The following is a 20,788-nucleotide window of genomic DNA, read 5'->3' on the forward strand; positions in this document are numbered from 1 at the left end:
TCGCCCGGCACGGCGTACGACTCGCCGCACCGGGCACAGGAGGTTACGCTGCCCGGCATGGCCAGACAGGGCTGGGGAGGATCGATCGCCACCGCGGTCGGCGTGGCAGCTGGCGCCGGTGCCGCCCAACTGGGATTCGGCTACGGCCTGGGCATCCTGAACTGGGCGCCGGCCGAGCCGACCGCCGGCACGGCCGCCTGGGTGGCCAGCCTGATCTGGGCCACCTGGATCGCCGCCACCTCGACCGTCTTCGGTGCGGTCTGCGCCCAGCGGCTGCGGGACCGGCGTCCGGCCCTGCCCACACCCGACGTCGAATCGGCAGCTGACCCGGGTCGACTGCCGGCAGCAGCTGACCCGGGTGGACTGCCGGCAACCGACAGGCGCGATGGTGACGGCCTGTGGTCCGTCGCGTTGGCCGGTGCCGCCGCACTGGGCGCGCTGATCACCGTGTTGCTTGTCGCCGTACCCGCCCGGGTCGCGGTGGTACCGGACACTCCCTCGCCGCGGGACATGGCCGCCGGGTACGCCGCGATCGGTGTGCTGGTCGGCGCTCTGGTGGCGCTCTGGTCACTGCGCTGCCGGGCGGCGGCCACCAACGTGATCGCCACCGCCGGCTGGTTGTGGCTGCTCGCGGTGGTCGCCGTACTCGACTCGGTGCTCGCCGGTCGGGGCCTGACCACCGCCCAGTTGGGCATCTGGCAGCTCAGTTCCGACAGCGACCAGTTCTGGATCCGGGACTACTTCTACTGGCCCGGGGCGATTCTCTCCCTCGGGTCGGCGTTGGTGATCGGCGCGCTGGCCGCCCGCCGAGGCGTCCGCGACGCCGATCGCCGGGTGGGTGCCACCGCCTCCGGTGCGGCCGGTCCGCTGCTGGTGGCGATCGCCTACTTCCTGGCCGTACCGAGGTTGACCGCGATCAACCCGGAGCAGGTGTCCGCCCACCTCATCGCCCCGTACGCGGCAATAGTCGGCGTCGGCGGTTCCGTCCTCGTCGCGGCGCTCGCCCAGCGGTCCGCCCGACACAGGTCGAAGCAGTCGGCGACCGACGCGGCACCCACTCCGCTGGTGCCTCGGCAGCGTCCCGGCACCCACGACAGCACGGGCGTCCCGGCCAGCGGTGACCACGACAGCACGGACACACCGGCCACCGGTGACCCCGGCGGCGCCCACCCACCGGCCAGCGGCAACCGCGACAGCGCGGACACACCGGCCAGCGGCGATCACGGCAGCGGCACGGGTGAACCGACCCGACGCGGCACCACCGAGCCGTCGGCGGGGCAGCCGTCAGAGGTCATCTCCGCCGAGGCCGAGGACGGCTCGGGTACCGAGCCGGCAGCCGACACCGTTGCCGGGTCGGAGGCTTCGAGCCGGCGGGCTCGACCACCGCGTCGCGCCCGCTGACGGGTCAGTCGACGGGCCAGGTGTGCACCGGCTCGTTGGTGGCCTGCAACTCGGCGTAGCGCTGGAGCATGTGATGCAGCGCGGCCGGTCGGTCCAGTCCCCGCTGCCGCTGTGCGGCCCACACCGTCGCCGTCTGCCAGACCGCCCCGTTACGGCCGGTACGACAGCGCTGCTCGATGATGCCGAGGAGCCGGTCGCGTTCGGCCGGGGCCACCCCGAAGGCGTCGAGCCCGGCGGACGCGATGGGCAACAGCACGTCAAGCACCAACCCGGTGACCGGCACCTCGCCGAGCCGGGGCCAGTGCAGGACGGCGTCCATGCCCCGTCGGGCGGCGGCGTGGAAGTTCTCCTCGGCGGAGCTGAAGGTGAGCTGACTCCAGATCGGACGGTCGGCTTCGGCCAGGCCGCGGACCAGCCCGAAGTAGAAGGCGGCGTTGGCCAGCATGTCGACCACGGTCGGACCGGCCGGCAGCACCCGGTTCTCGACCCTCAGGTGCGGACGCCCGTTCATGATGTCGTAGACCGGGCGGTTCCAGCGGTAGACGGTGCCGTTGTGCAGGCGCAGCTCGGCCAGCTCGGGCACACCGCCGGCGTGCAAAACCTCGACCGGGTCCTCGCTCTCGCAGATGGGCAGCAGGGGCGGGAAGTAGCGGACGTTCTCCTCGAAGAGGTCGAAGATCGAGGTGATCCACCGTTCCCCGAACCAGACCCGAGGTCGTACGCCCTGCGCCTTCAGCTCGTCCGGGCGGGTGTCGGTGGCCTGTTCGAACAGGGCGATCCTGGTTTCCGCCCAGAGCTGCCGGCCGTACAGGAAGGGTGAATTGGCACCCACCGCGACCTGCGCTCCGGCGATCGCCTGGGAGGCGTTCCAGTAGTCGGCGAAGCTGTCCGGCGCGACCTGGAGGTGGAACTGGAGGCTGGTGCAGGCCGCCTCGGGCGCGATCGAGTCGGTGTGCGTACGCAGCCGTTCGACACCGCGGATGTCGAGCTCGATGTCCTCGCCCCGCGCACCGACGATCTGGTCGTTGAGCACCCGGTACCGCTCGTTCGTCGACAGGTTGTCGGCGACCAGGTGGCGCTCGGTCAACGTGGGCAGGATGCCGACCAGGACGATCCGGGTGTCCGAGCGGGCCGCCCGCTCACCGGCCCGGTTGAGGCTGCCGAGCAGGCCGCGTTCGTAGTCGGTGAAGCCTGCACCGGAGATCAGTCGAGGGTCGGCGTTCAACTCGAGGTTGAACTGTCCCAGCTCGGTCTGGAACAGCGGATCGGCGATGGCGGCGAGGATCTCCTCGTTGCGCATCGCGGGTTCGGCTGCGGGGTCGACCAGGTTGAGCTCGATTTCCAGCCCGGTCATCGGCCGGTCGGCGTCGAAGCCGAAGTCGTCAAGCATCAGGGCGAAGACGTCCAGGCAGCGACGGACCTTCTGCCGGTAGAGCACCCGGTCCTCGCGGGAGAATGCGGCCCGATCGACGTCCCTGCCCATGTGTTCCTCCCGGCGCGCGACGCGACGGAACGGTGCCGTTCCGCAGCGCAGTGTGAACCTTACTCGGCGACGCGCCGGACCTGGCCGTCCCGAAGATCGGTCCATTGCCGCAGTCCTCCGCAGAGCAGCGCCGCTCTGACCAGCGACGGGCCAGTTCGGACACGCCGGAAGAAGTCCTACCCAGCACCGGTGCCGTGACCTACGAACAGCTTGACGAACAATCTGTGAAATTCCGCACCGACAGCAGGGGCCGTGGGTGGTGGTGCCAGGCCACCGGGTGGTGAACCACGGGTCCACGTGATCGCGCATCGGCACACCGGGCACAGCCGAAAGGCCCGCGCGGTGAAGCGCGGGCCTGTCGGGCGTACGGGAGGTCAGGCCTGGCGGACGGCCTCGCCCTCGATCTCGATCTTGATCTTCTTACCGACCAGGACGCCACCCGACTCCAGGGCGACGTTCCAGGTCAGACCGAACTCCTCGCGGTCGATCTCGGCGCTCGCCGAGAAGCCGAAGATGTCGGTGCCGAAGGGGCTGCGGCCGACACCCTCGAACTCGACCGTGAGGTCGACCGGGCGGGTCACGTCCTTGATGGTGAGTTCGCCGGCGAGGACGAACTCGTTACCGCTGTGGGACTTCACGCCGGTGCTGCGGTACTCCAGCGTGGGGAACTTCTCCACGTCGAGGAAGTCGCCGCTGCGCAGGTGGGTGTCCCGGTCGGCCTGGGCGGTGGTGATGCTGGCCGCCTGGATGGTCGCGCTGACCGTGGACTCCAACGGCTCCTCGGCGATCGTGATGGTCGCGCTGGCCTCGGTGAACTCACCGCGGACCTTCGCCACCATCATGTGCCGGGCCATGAAGCCGACCCGCTTGTGCGCGGCGTCCAGCAGGTAGGTGCCAGCCGCCGGGATGGTCAGGCCGTTCCACTCGCGGGTAACCGACTCGGTGCTGCTGGTCATGAGAGACTGCCCTCCGGTAGAGAATGTTGGCTTGGTCAACGACTGACTAAGCAACTATACCCTCGACAATATTCCACGTGTCAAGGACTGCTAGGATGGCCTGGTGAACCCGAACGTGTTCGATGACTCTCGCATCACGGCTGTCGGCCTCCTCTTCGAGGTACATGCCGGGCTGTCCGCCCGGTTCGCCGCGCAGATGGAAGAACACGGGCTGTCCCCGGTCGAGTTCGAGGTGCTGACCCGGCTCACCCGCTCGCCCGACAACCAACTGAGAATGACCGACCTCGCGGCCCAGACCTCGCTGTCCACCAGCGGCGTGACCCGGGTGGTCGACCGGATGGAACGTGACGGCCTGATCGTCAGACGTGCCTGCGCGTCCGACCGGCGCAGCTCGTTCGCCGTGGTGACGCCGGCTGGCCTGCGTCGGCTCGATGAGTGCCTGCCCGGTCACCTCCAACTCATCGAGGACTGGTTCACCGGCCAACTGGATCCGCCCGCCCTGAACGCCCTGCTCGACGGCCTGCGCCAGGTGCGGGACGCGGTGCATCCGTGCGCCACGGCCGGCAGTGGTGACCCGGCCACTGGACCGGAGAACGCCAAGTCCACCGACTGTTGATCATCGTTGGCAGGTGCCGCGTTATCAACCCCCGCCACTGAACTATCGGTGGTCGGCCCAGCAGCCGAGGGTGACGTCAGCGGCAGAAAGAGCGGCAGAACCGATCGAACAAACGGCGATAGGTCACCAAATACGACAGGTCGCCTTTCGCCGTCTCGCTAGTCTCGGGTCACCGGGGGCGCAATGGGGGGTGCCGGCGCGGGCGATGAGCGAGGGGTGGCAACAGGGGGCTTCCTCGCCCGCGCCACCACCCCCCGTTGCCGTAACCGATCGCGGGCCTCCGGCAACTCCTCCACCACAGCGGCCTGCTCGTCGGCGAGCGATGCCACCCCGTGCGATGCGCGCAGGCGCAGTTCCCCGTCGGCCTCGGCGGTACGTGGGTCGGCCAGCAGCCGCAGCAGCCACTGCCGCCCGGCACCGGCGCGCCCGCGAAGCCGCCACCAGAGCGGCAGGCCGGCCGCCAGGCGCAGCGCGGTCAGCGGGTCGTCCACCGCGGCGTACGCCAGCGCGGCACTGATGTCCCCGGACACCTCGTCGAGTCGACCCGCCGCACCGGTGGCGTCGGTCCCGGCCAGGCCCGGTGCGGTGCGCTCCACGAACCACGTGATCACCCGCGCGTGCCGACGCTGGATCACCGCCGACTCACCGGCGCCGGATACCCGTTCGACGGCGTAGTCGCGGACCGCGTCGAGCAGTCGGAAGCGAAACGGCCCATCCCCGCGTACGTGCAGCAGTCCCAGTTCGATGAACCGGTTGAGCAGCCGTACGGGGTCGGCGGTGATGGCCGTGCCGGCGAGCATCTCCTCGGCCAGTTCGATCGACCACCGGTTGTCGAACGCGGAGAACCGGCGCAGCGCCGCACGCTCCTCGTCGTCGAGCAGCCGGTAGCTCGTCGCCACCGCGTCGCGCAGCGTCCCCGCCACCCGGGTGTCGTCCGGCCGCGGTTGACCGGTCGGCCAACCGCTGCGGGTCGCCATGTCGAGGTCCAGCACCCGGTCGCCGTAGCGGTCGAGCAGTTCGGTCAGGCTGAGCAGTCGACCACGCGCCGCCATCAGTTCGACGGCCAGCGGAAGCCCGCCCAGTCGCCGCACCAGCGCGGCCAGCGCCGGAAGTTCGGCCTCGGTCGGTGGCTCCCGGCGGACCTGCGCCAGCCGGGCGGTGAACAGCGCCACCGCCGGGGAGGCGGCGAGCGCCGACGGCTCGATGTCTCCCGGCGCCGGCACGTCCAGTGGCAACACCGGTCGGACCCACTCGTCCGGCAGCCCCACCGGGTGCCGACCGGTGACCAGGATCCGCAGCGAGGGCACGGCGTCGACGAGACGCTGCACCGCAGAGGCCACCGAATCGGGGGCCCGGTCGGCCGCGTCCACCAGCAGCGTCGGGTCGCCGATCCGGGCGGTCAGCTCGGTCGTCCGGGACACCCCGAAGGCGCCCAGCGCGGCAGCGAGCACATCGGCGACGTCCGACCCGGCGCCGACGTGCAGCCCGCTGACACCGCCCGGACGACCGGACTCCGGCGGCGGCCCGACCGAGCTCGCTCGTCGAGCGGCGGCGACGGCGTGGCAGGCGGCCAGCGCGAGGGCGGTCTTGCCGACGCCCGCCACCCCCACCAGGCTGATCACCTGCGGTCCGCGCGGCTCGGTCAGCAGGGTGACCAACTCGGCCAGGTCCCGCTCCCGCCCGATCAGCTCGGGCGGTGGCGGAAGGGGTGCCGGCCCACCAACAGTGACCCGAGCGGTGCCGCCATCGGCCTTGCGAGCCGCGGCCACGAAGGCCGTACGGGCGGGACCGGACAGGGCGAGCGCATCGGCGAGCAGATCGACGGTGGTGCGCTGCGGGCGCGAGGAGCGTCCCCGTTCCAGGTCACGAACCGTCCGTACGCCGACGCCGGCACGAGTCGCGAGTTCGGCCTGGGTGAGGCCGGCGGCCCGGCGATGCCCCCGCAACAGATCCGCAAGGCCGGACGACCCGATCCACCCGGATGAACGATCATGACTCGAAGTCATGGTCCGGGACATTACGGGCCAGGCCCGACATCCGGCAGGCGAGCGTCAACCACCCGACCGGTCGATGCCGAAACCCGACAGGCGACCGACCCGCCCCGTCACCGGAACCCGGTCACATCCCCAGGTCACGCGCGATGATCATGCGCTGCACCTCGGACGTGCCCTCGCCGATCTCCAGGATCTTGGAGTCCCGCCAGAACCGGGCCACCGGGTACTCGTTCATGAAGCCGTACCCGCCGTGGATCTGCGTCGCCTCCCGGGCGTTGTCCACCGCGATCGTGCTGGCGTGCAGCTTGGCGATCGCCGCCTGCCGCTTGAACGGCTCCCCGGCCAGCATCCGGGCCGCCGCGTCGTAGTACGCCAGCCGAGCGGTGTGCGCCTTCATCTCCATGTCCGCGACCTTGAACTGGATCGCCTGGTAGTTGCCGATCGGCTGGCCGAAGGCGTGCCGCTCGCGGGCGTACTTGATCGACTCGTCGACGCAGCCCTGAGCGAGGCCCACGGCCAGCGCGGCGATGGCGATCCGACCCTCGTCGAGGATGCGCAGGAACTGGGCGAAGCCCCGACCGCGCTCGCCGAGCAGGTTCTCCGCCGGGACCCGGCAGTCGTCGAAGGTCAACTCGTGGGTGTCCGAGGCGGTCCAGCCGACCTTGGAATATCCGGGGGCGACAGTGAAGCCCGGCGTACCGCTCGGCACGATGATGGTGGACAGTTCCTTCGCGCCGTCCGGCCGGGTGCCGGTGACGGCGGTGACGGTGACCAGGGCGGTGATGTCGGTGCCCGAGTTGGTGATGAAGGCCTTCGAACCGTTGATCACCCATTCGTCGCCGTCCAGCACGGCCCGGGTCTCGGTGCCTCCGGCGTCCGAGCCGGTGCCCGGCTCGGTGAGCCCGAAACCGGCCAGCGCCTCGCCGCTGAGCAGCTTCGGCAGCCAGCGGGCCTTCTGCTCGTCGGTGCCGAAGCGGTAGATCGGCATCGCGCCGAGCGAGACCGCCGCCTCCAGGGTGATCGCCACGCTGGAGTCGACCCGGGCCAACTCCTCCAGCGCCAGGCAGAGGGCGAAGTAGTCGCCACCCATCCCGCCGTACTCCTCGGCGAAGGGCAGGCCGAACAGGCCCATCTTGCCCATCTGCCGGATGACCTCGTACGGGAAGGTGTGCTGCTCGTAGTGCTCGGCGATGACCGGCGCGACCACCTCGCGGGCGAAGTCCCGCACGCTGTCGCGCAGCGCCTGGTGCTCCTCGGAGAGCCGGAAGTCCATCGGGGTTCCTCCTGTGTGGACGGGCCGACGAGCGCTCGTGACGCCTCGACGGTGCCGGTGCTGGCTGCTGCGTGCGGTGGTGACGCCGGTCAGACTGGGGTGACGCCGTGCCGACGACGGGAGAAGTGCCGGTCCTTGCTCCGGGCGGCGGTGTACCGGCGAATCAGTTCGGCGCGCAGTTCGTGCGGCTCGACGATCGTGTCGATGACGAGTTCGCTGGCCAGCCGGACGACGTCGATGTCCTGCTCGTACTCGGCCCGCTTGGCGGCGACGAAGGCGGCCCGCTCGGCCTCGTCCTCGATCGCGGCGATCTTGTTCGCGTACACCGCGTTGACCGCGGCCTCCGCGCCCATCACCGCGATCTTCGCGGTGGGCAGGGCGATTGTCGCGTCCGGCTCGAAGCCGGGACCGGCCATGGCGTAGAGGCCCGCGCCGTACGCCTTGCGCACCACCACGCAGATCTTCGGTACGGTCGCCTCGGAGATCGCGGTGATCATCTTGGCGCCGTGCCGGATGATGCCCTGCTTCTCCACCGCGCTGCCGACCATGAAGCCGGGCACGTCGGAGAGGAACAGCAGCGGCACGTTGAACGCGTCGCAGAGCTGCACGAACCGGGTCGCCTTGTCGGCCGAGTCGACGAAGAGCACCCCGCCCTTGAACATCGAGTTGTTGCCGACCACGCCGACGACCTCGCCGTTCAGCCGGCCGAACCCGATTGTCAGTTCCTTGGCCCAAAGCGCCTGGATCTCGAAGAAGGAACCCTCGTCGAGCAGGCCCTTGACGTACCGTCGCATGTCGAACGCCTGCCGCTCGCTGGCCGGCACCAGCGCGGCCAGGTCCGCCTTGGCGGGCGCCTCGACCGCCTCGGCGGTCGGCGGCTGCTGGGTCCAGTTCGCCGGCAGGTACGACAGGTAGCGCTTGACCACGTCGAGGGCCTCGGCCTCGGTCTTGCAGAGGAAGTGCCCGACCCCGGACTCGCCACAGTGGACCTTGGCGCCACCCATCGCCTCCAGGGTGGTCTTCTCGCCGGTGACCATCTCGACCATGCGGTCGGAGCCGAGGTACATGCTGGCGTTGCCGTCCACCATGGCCACCACGTCGCAGAACGCCGGGATGTACGCGCCGCCGGCCGCGCTCGGCCCGAACAGCGCACAGACCTGGGGGATCGAGCCGGAGGCGCGTACCTGGTTCCAGAAGATCTTGCCGGCACCGCGTCGACCCGGGAACAGCTCCACCTGGTCGGTGATCCGCGCCCCGGCCGAGTCGACCAGGTAGACCATCGGCACGCCGGTGTCGTACGCCCGCTCGATGATCCGGATGATCTTTTCGACGGTACGCGCACCCCAACTGCCGGCCTTGACCGTGGAGTCGTTCGCCATCAGGCAGACCTGGCGGCCGTCGATGGTGGCGGTGCCGGTCACCACCCCGTCGGCGGGCAGCCCGTCGGCGAGCGCGTTGGCGTAGAGCCCGTCCTCGACGAACGATCCCTCGTCGACGAGCAGGGCCACCCGCTCCCGGGCGAACAGCTTCCCCTTTGCCGCGTTCGCCGCGTGGTACTTCTCCGCACCACCGGCCCGAACCCGCTTACCGAGCTGCTCCAGCGCCCCACCGTCAACAGTCACCACGGCTCCCCACCACGCCCAGCCTGAACGATCGTTAATCTACCCCACCCACACCCACCCCCACCACGCCCCGCCCACCCCCCATCTCCGCGATCTTGCACTTTGGGTCGCCGATATGCACCTTTCAAGGCGATATACACCGACGAAAACTGCAAGATCGCGGGGGCGGGTGGGTGGGGCAGGGGGTGGGGGTGGGGTTTTAGGGGTGGGGGGTTAGGGCGGTGCGGGGGCCGGCGCGGAGGATGCCGGAGGGGAGGGGGCGGGCGGTCAGGTCTTCGGCGAGTCTGGCGGCGCCGATCAGGGCATCGAGGTCGATGCCGGTGTCGATGCCCATGTCGTGCAGCATGTGCACCGCCTCCTCGGTGGCCAGGTTTCCGCTGGCACCCGGCGCGTACGGGCAGCCGCCGAGACCGCCGACGCTGGCGTCGAACTCGGTCACCCCGAACTCCAACGCGGTCAACAGGTTGGCCAGGGCGGTGCCCCGGGTGTTGTGGAAGTGCAGCAGCACCGGGATGTCCGCGTTGCGGTCGCGTACGGCGGTGAGCAGGTCACGGACCCGTCGGGGCGTACCCATGCCAGTGGTGTCGCCGAAGGCCACGCGGTCGGCGCCGTCGGCGACCACCCGGTCCACGATGTCCGCGACCCGGGCCGGATCGATGTCCCCCTCGTACGGGCAGCCGAAGCTGGTCGCGATGATCACCTCAGCCTGCGCGCTGGCACCGTGCAGCAGGTCGATCAGTTCGGCGATGTCGTCGAGCGACTCGGCGGTGGATCGATTGACGTTGCGCCGGTTGTGCGTGTCGCTGGCGGAGACGACCACCTCGATCTCGGTGAACCCGGCGGCCAGGGCCCGCTGCGCGCCTCGCGTGTTCGGCACCAGCGCCGAGTAGCGGACTCCGTCGACCTTCGTGGCCCGCTGCCACACCTCGTCGGCGTCGGCCATCTGCGGAATCGCCTTGGGATGCACGAACGACACCGCCTCGATCCGCCGTACGCCGGTGCGGGACAGCGCGTCGAGCAGCCGCACCTTCGCCTCGGTCGGGATCGGCTCCTCGTTCTGCAGCCCGTCGCGCGGCCCAACCTCCCGGATGGACACGACCCCCGGCAGTTCCCTCATCTCAACCACCTCACTGCCCACCCGAATCTCCTCTTCCTTCCCAGCATGGCACCCCACCCACCTGCCCCGTTGATCAAGAAGTTTGCGTCTGGAATCCACCCGGATCCGACGCAAACCTCTTGATCAACGGTTGCGGGTCCGGCGGACGGCGGGTGAGCAGGGTCAGCGCATGCGGGTTATCAGGGTGGTGTCGTAGGTGCCGGAGGTGAACTCGGTGTTGTCCAGGAGTTCGGTGAAGAAGGGGAGGTTGTTCTTGGGGCCGGCCAGGGCGAAGTCGGCCACGGCGGTGCGGGCGCGGGCGATCGCTTCGGGGCGGGTGTCGGCGTAGACGACGAGCTTGGCCATCAGGCTGTCGTAGAACGGGGTCACGGTGTTTCCCTCGACGTAGCCGGAGTCGACGCGTACGCCCTCGCCGGTGGGCTCCACCCAGGTCTTGATCACGCCGGGGCCGGGCAGGAACCGCTTCGGGTCCTCGGCGTTGATCCGCAGCTCGATGGCGTGGCCGCGCGGGCTGAGCGCGTCCGGGTCGAAGGTGGGGGCCAGGCCTGCGGCCACCCGCAGTTGCTCCTCGACCAGGTCCAGGCCGTAGACCAGCTCGGTGACCGGGTGCTCCACCTGGAGGCGGGTGTTCATCTCCAGGAAGAAGAACTCGTCGGTGCCCGGGACCAGCAGACATTCCACAGTTCCCGCGTTGCGATAGTCGACCGCCTCGCCGGCCCGTACCGCCGCCGCAAGCAGGCGTTCCCGCAGCTCCGGGGAGACCGCCGGGGAGGGCGACTCCTCGACCAGCTTCTGGTTGCGGCGCTGCACCGAGCACTCCCGCTCACCGAGGGCGACCACCCGACCGTCGGCCAGGCCGAGGATCTGCACCTCGACGTGCCGTACCCGGGGGAAGTAGCGCTCGATCAACACCGAACCGTCGCCGAACATCCGCTCCGCGAACGCGCGCACCTTGTCGTACTCGGTGCGCAGCGCGTCCTCGTCGGCGGCCACCCCCATGCCCATGCCGCCACCGCCCGCGGCTGCCTTCACCATGACCGGGTAGCCGATCTCGCCCGCCGCGGCCAGCGCCGCCGTCAGGTCGGCCGCCGGCTCGGTGGTCCCGGGCGCCACCGGAACACCGGCGGCGGCCATCAGGTTCCGCGCATTGATCTTGTCGCCCATCGCGCTGATCGCGTCCGCGCCGGGTCCGACCCAGATCAGGCCGCTGGCCTCGACGGTACGGGCGAAGTCGGCGTTCTCCGACAGGAAGCCGTAGCCGGGGTGGATGGCCTGTGCACCGGTCGACGCGGCGGCGGCGAGGATCGCCTCGGTGTTGCGGTAGCTCTGTGCCGGGTTGGCCGGACCGACGCAGACCGCCTCATCGGCCTCGCGCACGAACGGCAGATCGGCGTCGACCTCCGAGTGCACCGCGATCGCGCGTACGCCGAGCCGCCGCGCGGTACGGATGATCCGGCGGGCGATCTCGCCCCGGTTGGCGACCAGCAACGACTCGATCATGCGTCCTCCGAGCGTCCAGATGGTGGGACAGCATGCTAGGCAGGCGTGCCGCCATGGAGCAAGGAAGCGAGTCACTCACCGCCCACGCCAGCACTGCTCAACCCGCGTGTCGGCGCAGGTGGACAGGCGTGTCGGGCTCAGGTGAAGCCGGTTGAGGGCGCGGCCGGCTCAGGCGGGGCCGGTGGGGGCGAGAAGCGCGGCGAGGGTGGCGGCGCGCAGCAACTCGGCCCGACGGCGGCGATCGACCTCGCCACCGAGGAACGGGGTCGAGTTCATCAGGCCGAACGCGGCGTGGGCCAGCACCCGCGCCTCACCGTCGGGCAGCCCGGCATGCAGTGCGGTCAGCACGGTGACCCACTCCTCCACGTAGAGCCGCTGAAGACGCCGGATGCGCCGTCGGGGCTCCTCGGGCAGCCGGTCCAGCTCGTGCAGGTGCAACGCGATGACGGCGGGATTGGCAAGTGCGAAGTCGACGTGAAAATCGATCAACGACTCCAGCACGGCGCGGGGATCACCGGGGTGGGCGGCCGCGCGCTGCCGACCGCCGTCGAGCAGCCCTTCGCTCACCGGCACCAGCGCGGCGACCAGCATCGCCTCCTTGCCGGCGAAGTGGTGGTAGAGCGCCGGGCCGGTCACCCCGGCCGCCGCGCCGATGTCGTCCATCGACACACCGTGGTAGCCGCGCGAGGCGAACAGCCCCACCGCGATCTCCAGGATCTCGTCCTTGCGGGACCGGCGCCGCCCCGCCCCCGTGGCCCCGCTGTTCGCGCCGCGGGCCCGCTGCTCCACCGTCACCGGGCAAGCGTAGACCCAGGCCGATGACGGGGGGCACGCTTGGTTACCCGCCAGTCCGCCTGCCGGGAACGGCGGCCCCGCGGCGCTGCGGAAAACCCTCGCAGGACGGCACGCCGCCCCAGCCCAGAGGACAAATCCACCCCCGCCGGTCACGGCTGGCCTTCACCATCCAGCTACCGGACAGCGCGACAGGACGATCCATCATGAAGTTGCCGGGTGCGGGCAACTTCATGATCGACTCAGCCCGATCAGGTCGGGTTCGGGCCCTTCACGACGGGAGCGCGAACCAGGTTGCCCCATTCGGTCCAGGAGCCGTCGTAGTTGCGGACCTGCGGGTAGCCGAGCAGGTGGCGCAGCACGAACCAGGTGTGGCTGGACCGCTCCCCGATCCGGCAGTACGCGATCACGTCGTCGTCGGGGCTCAGCCCGAGCTGGTCGGCGTAGATGGCGCGCAGTTCCTCGGCCGACTTGAAGGTCCCGTCGTCGTTGGCGGCGGACTTCCACGGCTTGCTCACCGCACCCGGGATGTGCCCACCGCGCAACGCACCCTCCTGCGGGTAGTCCGGCATGTGCAGCATGTCGCCGGTGTACTCACCCGGCGAACGCACGTCGACAAGCGGGCGGCCCGCCGCGACGTGCGCCGCCACCTCCTCGCGGAACGCCCGCACCGGCGCATCGTCGCGCTGCGGCACCGGGTACTGCGCCCGCGGCCGGTTGGTCCTGTCGCGGGTCAACTCCCGGCCCTCGGCGATCCACTTCTGCCGCCCGCCGTCGAGCAGACGCACGTCCGGGTGACCGAAAAGCGTGAAAACCCAGAGGGCGTACGCGGCCCACCAGTTGAAGTTGTCGCCGTAGAAGACGACAGTGTCGTCCCGGCCGATGCCCTTGGCGGCGCAGAGTTCGGCGAACCGTTCGGCGTCCAGATAGTCGCGGGTCACCTGGTCGTTCAACTCCAGGTGCCAGTCGACCTTCACCGCACCGGGAATGTGCCCGGTGTCGTAGAGCAGCACGTCCTCGTCCGATTCGACGACGACCAGGCCCTCGTCGTGCAGGTGCTCGGCCAGCCACTCGGTGGTGACCAGCCGCTGCGGGTCGGCGTAGGACTGGAGTCGGGGATCGGGATCACTCGGCACAGGCATGATCCCCAAGGTACCCAGTCCAGGGCTGTCGGGTGGCGCGCTCCACTGACGGGACAGCGCGACGAGGCCACCGCGAATATCGTCGACAACAAACACTGGCCGATCACCTGGAAGGTTCTGCTGTGGCTATTGGTCGTCGCTGGCTGTCACGAACGGTGGCCGCCACGTTGCTCGTCCTTGCCGGTACGGCTCTCCCCGCCGGTCCCGCCGCTGCGGTGGACCCGGAGCCGAAGTTCGACTTCGATCTGACCAGTACGACGGCTCCGCTGGGGGTCGAAACGAAGAGAATCCATCTGAGATTCACCAACCTGACGACTGACGAGACCCCGACCGCGTGGCAGTTCAACGTCCGCCCCACCGATTCGGACTCCTGGGAGAAGGCCGCCGTCCAGTGGCCCGACCCGCGCGTCGACACCGGTGAGTGCGACGGCGAGCCCGAACAGTTCTACTGCTACATCGCCGCCCCTGCGCATAAAGGGTTGATACCGGGGCCCGGCGAGACGACGGAGATCCCGCTCGACATCCGTGTCCGCGTGAAGGACGAGCCGTACGAAGGCAGCTTCGTGGTCACCGTGCACGCGTACTGGGCGGACGAGCGGTCACCCGACGTCGAGAAGACCTTCCCGCTGACGATCGTCGACGATGCCGAGGCTGACCTGTCGGTGCTCGCACCGGACGTGAAGCAGTCGGTGCGCGTCGATGCGGACGGCAAGCTCGAAGCGACCGGGCCGCTGAACCCGGGCGAGACGGCCGCCGTGCGCTACCAGATCGTCAACCAGGGCCGGAAGGCGGTCAGCGGGGTCAAGGTCACCCTGGGCCTGCCCGAGGGCGTCGCCTTCACCGCGCCGCCCGAGGAGTGCGCGATCGACGACGACAAGAGGTCGGCGGTCTGCACCTACGACACGCTCGCGCTCGTCCCGGCCGCTGAGGACACCGACCCCAGGGACGACGTCCACTCCGCCGTCGAGTTGCACAACCTGCTGACCGTGCCGGCCGACACCAAGGCGCCCGTCACGTTGCAGGGCGGGACCGTGCAGGTCGAGGGTCTGACCGAGGAGGTCGTCGCCAAGTCCGACCTGGTGCGTACCAAGCTGCCGGCGAACGCCGTCGCCGTACCGGCGGCGGACGTGGATGCCAGCGACAACCAGGACGGCTTCTCCGTCGTGGTCGCCGCGCCCCGCAGCGGCGGGGACGACGACGGCGGCAGCGGTGGCGGCGGCAGCTTGCCGATCACCGGGTCGCAGACCACGCTGATCGCCGGAACCGGTCTCGTCCTGCTCGCGGGCGGCAGCCTCATGCTGCTGCTCGCCCGACGTCGGCACCGCCTGCCGCACGCCTAGCGGCCGTGGCGTCCCCGCCTGACCAGGAGGTCGTCGTGCTGACGGCTTCCTGGTCAGCGGGGTGGCTGCGGCGGAAGGGTGCCGAGTAGGGGGCGTTTGGCGGTCAGGGTGTCGCCGGACGAGCGGCCGGTGATCCGGCGCTTGATCCAGGGGGCCAGGTACTGTCCGGCCCAGCGCAGGTCGGCCGCGCGGGCGGACAACCAGGGTGTCGGTTCGGGGTGCGGCGGTACGAGCAGCCACTGTTCGTCGCAGCCGACGCCGAGGGCGGCGAGCACCTGGCCGGCGGCCCGGCGGTGACCGGCCGGAGACAGGTGCAGCCGGTCGGTGCTCCACAGCGTCGGGTTCAGGTAGGTGTCGTCGGCGTACAGGTCGACCACTATCGCGCCGTGCCGCTCGGCGGTCTCGCCGACCGCACGGTTGACCACGGCGAGCCGGGGCCCGATGAGTCCCTTTCCGGGCAGCCGGGGCGTCACGTCGGCGAACCGGAACAGCACCACGTCGGCCCCGTCCGCGCGCAGCCGACCCACCACCTTGTCGAAGCGGTCGGCCAGGGCATCCGGGTCGAAGGTACGACGCAACACGTCGTTGCCCCCGGCGGCGAAGCTGATCAGGTCGGGCTTCATCGCCAACGCCATGGGCACCTGCTCGGCAACCACGCTCGCGAACGTCCGCCCCCGGATGGCGAGGTTGGCGTACTGGAAATCGGGGCCGGCTTCGGCGGCGAGCCGGGTGGCGACCAGATCAGCCCAGCCCCGGAAGCTGCCGTCCGGATACGGATCGTCCAGACCTTCGGTGAAGCTGTCCCCGACCGCGACGTAACTACGCCAGCGCACCACTGCTGCTCCTTTGGCGGAGTAAGGAAGGGCCCCTTGTTAACGCCTGCGGTATAGGAAGGGCCCCTGCTTAACGTCGGAGAGTCTGGCATCAGGCAGGCGTCCCCGGCTGCCCCTGAGGCCGGATCGTGGCGGAGGTCATCGGCTGCCCAATTCGAGTACGCTCGCTGTTCGTGACGGCGGAGCTTGCCATGATCTCCATCGCGGCCGGGCAGGTGACGCTGTCAGACCGGCGTACCGAGCGGCGTTGGTCGGTACGACTCCAGCCGTACGACATCGCTGCGATCCCCGTCACCCAGGAGCAGTACGCGCAGGTCACCGGCGAGCGCCCCAGCGCGGCAACCGGCGATCGGCTTCCCGTCGAGAGCGTCTCCTGGTGGGATTCGGTCCGTTTCTGCAACGCGCTGTCCCAGCGGGAGGGCCTGACACCGGCGTACCGGCTCGACGGCGACCAGGTCGACTGGAACGTCGACGCCGACGGGTACCGGCTGCCGACCGAGGCCGAGTGGGAGTACGCCTGCCGCGCCGGCACGACCGGCCCTCGTTACGGGCCGTTGGACGAGATCGCCTGGTATCGCGGCAACTCCGCCGAGCGGGTCCACGAGGTTGGTGGCAAGCAGCCCAACGCCTGGGGCCTGTACGACATGTTGGGCAACGTGTGGAACTGGTGCTGGGACGTCTACGACGCCGAGGTGTACGGCAGCTACCGGGTGCTGCGTGGCGGCGGTTGGTTCGACGAGCAGTGGAGCTGCCGCGCCTCGGTACGCCGTCGCAGCCATCCGACGTTTACGGTCGACGATGTCGGTTTCCGTGTCGCGCGCTCTGCATGATCGAGGGATAGCGCCGCGAATCCAGCACGAATAGTGTCTCCAGCCACGCTGTCCGCTACCCGAAGGGTCCTGCTGTGGCCTCTGATCGTCGTCGATGGCTGTTGCGAGCAGCTGCCGCCACACTGCTCCTCCTTACCGGGCTGGCTGTTCCCGCGAGTCCCGCCTCGGCGGTCGAGCCAGACGCGAAATTCACCTTCGATCTGTCCAGCACGACGGTCTCGCTGGGAACCTTGAAAAAGAAGATCTCCCTCAGGATGACCAACCTGACCGATGAAGCACCGAATGTGATCTCCTTCTCTGTCGGCGGCTTCGGGCCAGAGTGGTACTTCCCCGACGTGAGAGGCCTCATGGCCACCGTGGAGTGGGCGGGTGGAACCGGCGAATGCGACGGTGACTGGGGAGCTTGGGGGTGCCATATCTATTTGGGCGAATACCCCCACTTCGTTCCGGCCCCCGGCGGAACCGTGGAGATTCCGCTCCTCATCACCGTCAGCACAAATACCAAGGAGCCCTTCGAAGGAGAGTTCGGTGTCTCGGCCGGCATGTCCTGGACTGAGAACAACCCTGCCGAAATCAGCAAGCGGTTCACATTCAACGTGGTCGACAGCCCCGAAGCCGACCTGTCGGTGATCGCGTGGGACGTGGACCAGTCGGTGCCCATCCATGCAGGCCCGATCGGACCCGATCCTCATGGGCCGTTGAACCCGGGAGAGGCGGGCGGGTTGCAGTACCTGGTCGCCAACCACGGCCGGAAGGCGGTCAGCGGCCTCAAGGTCACGATCCGCCTGCCCAAGGGCGTTACGTTCATCTACCAGGACGAATCGTGTGTGATCGACAGCGACGGACGGACGGCGGTCTGCACCTACGACAGGCTCGCGCTCGTACCCCCGGAGGAGGAGAACCACAATGAGCAACGCTACTCAGCTGTCGAGTTGACCATGGTGATTGAGGTGCCGGCCGACACCAGGGCACCTGTCACGTTGAAAGATGGCCTGGTCCAGGTCGAGGGTTTGACCGAGCGGGCGGACGCCCGCTCCGCTGCCAAGCGGACCCGACTGCCGGCGAACGCCGTTGCCGTACCGGCAGCCGATGTGGATGTCAGCGACAACCAGGACGGTTTCGCCGTCGTGGTCGCCGCATTCCCCAAGGACGATGGCGGGGGTGGAGGTGGTCTGCCGGTCACCGGTCCGCGGGCCGGGCTGATCACCGGCGCCGGTCTCGCCATGCTGGCGGTTGGCGGCATCCTGCTGCTCCTGGCCCGACGCCGCACCCGACTGCCGCACGCATAGCGACGCCGCACCCGACTGCCGCATGCGTAGCGACGCAGCATCACGTTGTCACCCGGTGGCTCCGACCAGGGACCACCGGGTGACGACGTCTGGCGATCACTGCCCGCGGCGGGCCAGGGGCCAGGCGATCAGGCCGCTCACCGCGCCGACCAGGACGCCGGTGAAGACGCTGCTGATGGTCGCGAAGACCCGGATGATGACTTCCTGCGTGCCGGGGGCGAGATCGCTGAGATTGCCGCCGAGAGTCGGCGGCGTGTCGAACGCAGCGTCCCAGAGCACCTGGTGGGTCAGTGCCAACAGCACGCCGTAGATCAGGCCGAGGACGAGCAGGGTGAGGAAGGGGTTGGGCACCCGCCGCACCACCGCGGTCACAATCCAGACCATCGGCGGTACGACCACCAGCAGCAAGTTGACGAAGGTGCCCTCGTGCACCAACCCCAGATCGTGCAGCGCCACCCGAGGCAGCCCGAGCAGCGCGAGCCCGAGCAGGGCGGGCCACGGAAGCCCGAGTGCCGTCCGACGCTGCGGAACAGGCTGTGCGGTGCTCATGGCGGCAACTCCCTCGCGTTGTTAATAGGGGGCCCTTCCTCTACACGAGGCGTTAACAAGGTGCCCTTCCTTTCAAGCGTGGCGGGGGTGGGGGTGGGGTGGGTACGTCGGTGGGCGACTGTTCGGGTCGCCTTCTGACGACCCCAACGTGCCTGCTCAGCGCCGTACGCTGAGTTCGTGGCCGGTCTTGCGAGGGAGCAGGCGTTCCGCCCCTGGGTCGTCGACGTGCTGCTCGGGGTGGGTGTCACCGCCATCGTCTCGATCGTGATCAGCGCCAACGAGGGTGGCCGGCACGGGCCGGAGCGGGTCGCGTACCTGTGGGCCTTCGGTCTCGGGGCGCTGATGCTGGCCCGTCGCCGCTACCCGGTGCTGGTGCTCGCCGTGACGGTGCTGGGCCTGTTCGCCTACTACGCCGTCGGCTACCCGGCGATCGGGTTGGCCGTGCCGGTCGCCGCCGCCCTCTTCTCCGCCGCCGAGTACGGGCGGCTCGCCGCCGCCGTCAGCGCCGCCGTGGTGGTCACCGTGGTCTCGGTGGTCTTCCGGCTCGCCGAAGGGCAGGACTTCGCCTTCGTGGTCGGCTACGAGTTGGCCGGGCACGTCCTGTTGATGGGGGCGGCGATCGCTCTCGGCGACAGCGTGCGGTCCCGGCGGGCGGCGCAGGCGGACGCCCGTCGGATCGCCGAACTGACCGCCGCGCGTTACCAACAGGAGGCGCAGACCCGCATTCAGCACGAACGGATGGCCGTCGCCCGGGACCTGCACGACTCTCTCGGGCACACCGTGTCGGTGATCGCCCTGCACGCCGACGTCGCACGGGAGGCGTTGGGCCGCGACGAGGATGCCGCCCGCTCGGCGCTGGAGTTGATCCGGTCGGCGGCCGGCCGCAGCATGGTCGACCTGCGGCGTACGGTGACGCTGCTGCGCTCGCCGGACGACCGGCCTCGCACGGTCGTCTCGCTGGCCAACCTCGACGCGGTCACCCAGGCGGCCGGCGCCGCCGGCTTCGACGTCGACGTCCGGGTCGACCTCGACACGCCCGTCCCCGGTCCGGTCGAGGCCGCCGCGTTCCGGATCGTGCAGGAGGCGATCACCAACGTGGTACGGCACTCCGCCGGCAGCCGGGTCGAGATCCGGGTACGCCAGGACGAGGACCGTCTGATCCTGTCGGTCATCGACAGCGGCACCGACGCGGAAGCACCGAAGGCAGGCACCGGACAGCCAGGCATCGGGCACGGCATCGCCGGGATGCGGGAGCGGGCCGAGAGCCTGGGCGGTCGACTCACCGCCAACCCGGTGCCGGGCGGTTTCGCCGTTCACGCCGAACTTCCGCTGGTCGGGCCGGCATGACCAGCGTGCTGATCGTCGACGACCAGGATCTCGTCCGGGCCGGCATCCGTACCCTGCTGTCGGCCGATCCGCAGATCGACGTGGTCGGGGAGGCTGCCGACGGGCGGTCCGGGCTCCGGCTCGCCCGCCAGCTTCGGCCGGATGTCGTACTCATGGACATCCGGATGCCGGTGCTGGACGGCCTGGCCGCGACCGCCGCGATCCGGGCCGACGCCGGGCTGGCCGCGACCCGGGTGCTGATCCTCACCACATTCGACGACGACGAGGACATCATCGAGGCGGTGAGCCTCGGCGCCGCCGGCTACCTGCTGAAGGACACCCCCTCGGATGAGTTGCGCCGGGCGGTGCTGACCACGGCGGCGGGCGGGAACCTGTTGTCGCCCACGGTCACCCGCCGGGTGATGGAACGGCTCGCCGCCGCACCCCGCCCGGCCCGTCCCGATCCCCGGCTGGCCGTACTGACCGAGCGGGAGCGGGCCGTGCTGGCCCGGGTCGGGTTGGGCGAGACGAACGACGAGATCGGCCGGGCGCTGTTCATCAGTCCCGCGACCGCGCGCACCTACGTGAGTCGACTGCTGGCCAAGCTGAACGCCCGGGACCGTACGGCGCTGGCGGTGATCGCGCACCGGGCCGGGTTGAGCGAGCCACCGAACGACCGCTGATGCGCAATGCGTTCGCCGACACCGGCCCTGCGGTCGTACCCT

17 protein-coding genes and 1 pseudogene are annotated in these 20,788 nt (G+C 70.0%); 7 read left to right on the top strand and 11 right to left on the bottom strand.

What is annotated here, in order from left to right; translation table 11 throughout:
* Nucleotides 1-57 precede the first annotated feature (57 nt).
* Entirely contained in the window at nucleotides 58-1,401 is a 1,344-nt protein-coding gene (locus Vgi01_RS27590) for a hypothetical protein (protein WP_239089189.1), read from the top strand.
* 4 nt (nucleotides 1,402-1,405) lie between these two features.
* Here the strand turns inward: Vgi01_RS27590 and Vgi01_RS27595 are convergent, their stop codons facing one another.
* Nucleotides 1,406-2,884, bottom strand: coding sequence for a glutamate-cysteine ligase family protein (locus tag Vgi01_RS27595; RefSeq protein ID WP_102657677.1), 1,479 nt, complete (start codon nucleotides 2,882-2,884; stop codon nucleotides 1,406-1,408).
* 374 nt (nucleotides 2,885-3,258) lie between these two features.
* Entirely contained in the window at nucleotides 3,259-3,840 is a 582-nt protein-coding gene (locus Vgi01_RS27600) for a YceI family protein (RefSeq protein WP_013730747.1), read from the bottom strand.
* Nucleotides 3,841-3,943: 103 nt separating this feature from the next.
* On the opposite strand from Vgi01_RS27600, the gene Vgi01_RS27605 reads away from it, so the two are divergent.
* On the top strand, nucleotides 3,944-4,456 hold the full coding sequence (locus Vgi01_RS27605; RefSeq protein ID WP_203221770.1) for a MarR family winged helix-turn-helix transcriptional regulator: 513 nt from the start codon (nucleotides 3,944-3,946) through the stop codon (nucleotides 4,454-4,456).
* A gap of 242 nt (nucleotides 4,457-4,698) precedes the next feature.
* Here Vgi01_RS27605 and Vgi01_RS27610 read toward each other — a convergent pair.
* The 7 genes and pseudogenes from Vgi01_RS27610 to Vgi01_RS27640 form a co-directional block, all read right to left on the bottom strand.
* A pseudogene (locus Vgi01_RS27610) lies at nucleotides 4,699-6,462 on the bottom strand (ATP-binding protein); the annotation flags it as partial.
* 112 nt (nucleotides 6,463-6,574) lie between these two features.
* Nucleotides 6,575-7,723 carry an acyl-CoA dehydrogenase family protein gene (locus Vgi01_RS27615; RefSeq protein WP_102657674.1) on the bottom strand — a complete coding sequence of 383 codons (1,149 nt, stop codon included), beginning with the start codon at nucleotides 7,721-7,723 and terminating at the stop codon, nucleotides 6,575-6,577.
* Nucleotides 7,724-7,812: 89 nt separating this feature from the next.
* A complete protein-coding gene (locus tag Vgi01_RS27620) occupies nucleotides 7,813-9,345 on the bottom strand; it encodes an acyl-CoA carboxylase subunit beta (RefSeq protein ID WP_204293015.1) in 1,533 nt (510 codons plus the stop codon).
* Nucleotides 9,346-9,544: 199 nt separating this feature from the next.
* Nucleotides 9,545-10,462 carry a hydroxymethylglutaryl-CoA lyase gene (locus Vgi01_RS27625; RefSeq protein ID WP_204293016.1) on the bottom strand — a complete coding sequence of 306 codons (918 nt, stop codon included), beginning with the start codon at nucleotides 10,460-10,462 and terminating at the stop codon, nucleotides 9,545-9,547.
* Between the two features lie 162 nt (nucleotides 10,463-10,624).
* Complete coding sequence (locus Vgi01_RS27630; protein WP_204293017.1) at nucleotides 10,625-11,962, bottom strand: acetyl-CoA carboxylase biotin carboxylase subunit; 1,338 nt, start codon at nucleotides 11,960-11,962, stop codon at nucleotides 10,625-10,627.
* A 168-nt stretch (nucleotides 11,963-12,130) separates the two neighbouring features.
* On the bottom strand, nucleotides 12,131-12,757 hold the full coding sequence (locus tag Vgi01_RS27635; RefSeq protein WP_102660171.1) for a TetR/AcrR family transcriptional regulator: 627 nt from the start codon (nucleotides 12,755-12,757) through the stop codon (nucleotides 12,131-12,133).
* A 248-nt stretch (nucleotides 12,758-13,005) separates the two neighbouring features.
* Nucleotides 13,006-13,896, bottom strand: a complete 891-nt coding sequence (locus Vgi01_RS27640; protein WP_204293018.1) for a sulfurtransferase — start codon at nucleotides 13,894-13,896, stop codon at nucleotides 13,006-13,008.
* Between the two features lie 122 nt (nucleotides 13,897-14,018).
* On the opposite strand from Vgi01_RS27640, the gene Vgi01_RS27645 reads away from it, so the two are divergent.
* Entirely contained in the window at nucleotides 14,019-15,236 is a 1,218-nt protein-coding gene (locus tag Vgi01_RS27645) for an LPXTG cell wall anchor domain-containing protein (RefSeq protein ID WP_204293019.1), read from the top strand.
* 53 nt (nucleotides 15,237-15,289) lie between these two features.
* Here the strand turns inward: Vgi01_RS27645 and Vgi01_RS27650 are convergent, their stop codons facing one another.
* Entirely contained in the window at nucleotides 15,290-16,069 is a 780-nt protein-coding gene (locus tag Vgi01_RS27650) for an SGNH/GDSL hydrolase family protein (RefSeq protein ID WP_102660189.1), read from the bottom strand.
* 191 nt (nucleotides 16,070-16,260) lie between these two features.
* Here Vgi01_RS27650 and Vgi01_RS27655 point away from each other — a divergent pair, with 191 nt between their 5' ends.
* Complete coding sequence (locus Vgi01_RS27655; RefSeq protein WP_204293026.1) at nucleotides 16,261-16,899, top strand: formylglycine-generating enzyme family protein; 639 nt, start codon at nucleotides 16,261-16,263, stop codon at nucleotides 16,897-16,899.
* Nucleotides 16,900-16,973: 74 nt separating this feature from the next.
* Entirely contained in the window at nucleotides 16,974-18,188 is a 1,215-nt protein-coding gene (locus Vgi01_RS27660; RefSeq protein ID WP_204293020.1) for a hypothetical protein, read from the top strand.
* A gap of 96 nt (nucleotides 18,189-18,284) precedes the next feature.
* Here the strand turns inward: Vgi01_RS27660 and Vgi01_RS27665 are convergent, their stop codons facing one another.
* Nucleotides 18,285-18,737: a hypothetical protein gene (locus tag Vgi01_RS27665; protein ID WP_204293021.1), complete on the bottom strand. Its 453-nt coding sequence runs from the start codon at nucleotides 18,735-18,737 to the stop codon at nucleotides 18,285-18,287.
* 177 nt (nucleotides 18,738-18,914) lie between these two features.
* Between Vgi01_RS27665 and Vgi01_RS27670 the strand changes: the two genes are divergently transcribed.
* Both Vgi01_RS27670 and Vgi01_RS27675 read left to right on the top strand, forming a co-directional pair.
* Nucleotides 18,915-20,084, top strand: coding sequence for a sensor histidine kinase (locus tag Vgi01_RS27670; protein ID WP_102660175.1), 1,170 nt, complete (start codon nucleotides 18,915-18,917; stop codon nucleotides 20,082-20,084).
* A complete protein-coding gene (locus Vgi01_RS27675; protein ID WP_102660176.1) occupies nucleotides 20,081-20,746 on the top strand; it encodes a response regulator in 666 nt (221 codons plus the stop codon). The genes Vgi01_RS27670 and Vgi01_RS27675 overlap by 4 nt, the downstream gene beginning before the upstream one ends.
* The last annotated feature ends 42 nt before the right edge of the window (nucleotides 20,747-20,788 follow it).

It is taken from the genome of Micromonospora gifhornensis (assembly GCF_016863515.1).
GTDB classification, from domain to species: Bacteria; Actinomycetota; Actinomycetes; order Mycobacteriales; family Micromonosporaceae; genus Micromonospora; species Micromonospora gifhornensis.